The sequence below is a fragment of the Mesorhizobium sp. M7A.F.Ca.MR.148.00.0.0 genome (assembly GCF_003997735.1).
Lineage (GTDB): Bacteria > Pseudomonadota > Alphaproteobacteria > Rhizobiales > Rhizobiaceae > Mesorhizobium.
This window is the reverse complement of sequence record NZ_RZTB01000398.1, coordinates 1-479: the sequence shown is the minus strand read 5'-3', so window position 1 is coordinate 479 and position 479 is coordinate 1. Positions and strand designations below refer to the sequence as shown.

At 65.3% G+C, this 479-nt stretch carries 1 protein-coding gene; it reads left to right on the top strand.

What is annotated here, in order from left to right; all coding sequences use genetic code 11:
• Positions 1–479 (top strand): FAD-dependent oxidoreductase (locus EOB49_RS34695; RefSeq protein ID WP_164781966.1); only part of this gene is annotated, 479 nt, incomplete at both ends.

Below are 479 nucleotides of genomic sequence, written 5' to 3'. Positions count from 1 at the left end.
AGGAAATCCGCTCCAAGCCGGACGCCGCCGAAGTGGAACTGGCCGATGGCCGCACCATTCGTTCAGAGGTCGTGCTCTACGCCGCCGGCCGCACCGGCAATGTCGGCAACCTGGGTCTGGATGTCGTCGGCATCGATGCCGACTCCAGAGGGCGTATCAAGGTCGACCCGCATACGTTCCAGACCAGCGTGCCCAACATCTACGCCGCCGGCGACGTCATCGGCTTTCCGAGCCTGGCCTCGACGTCGATGGAGCAGGGCAGGGTGGCGGCCTGCCATGCCTTCGGCGTGCCGTTGCCGCCGCCACCGGAGACCTTTCCCTATGGCATCTACGCGGTGCCGGAAATCTCGACGGTCGGCCAGTCCGAGGAACAGGTGCGTGAGAGCGGTGCGGCCTATGAGATCGGCGTGGCGCGCTTTCGCGAAACCTCGCGCGGCCACATCATGGGCGTCAACACCGGTGTCCTGAAACTGTTGTTC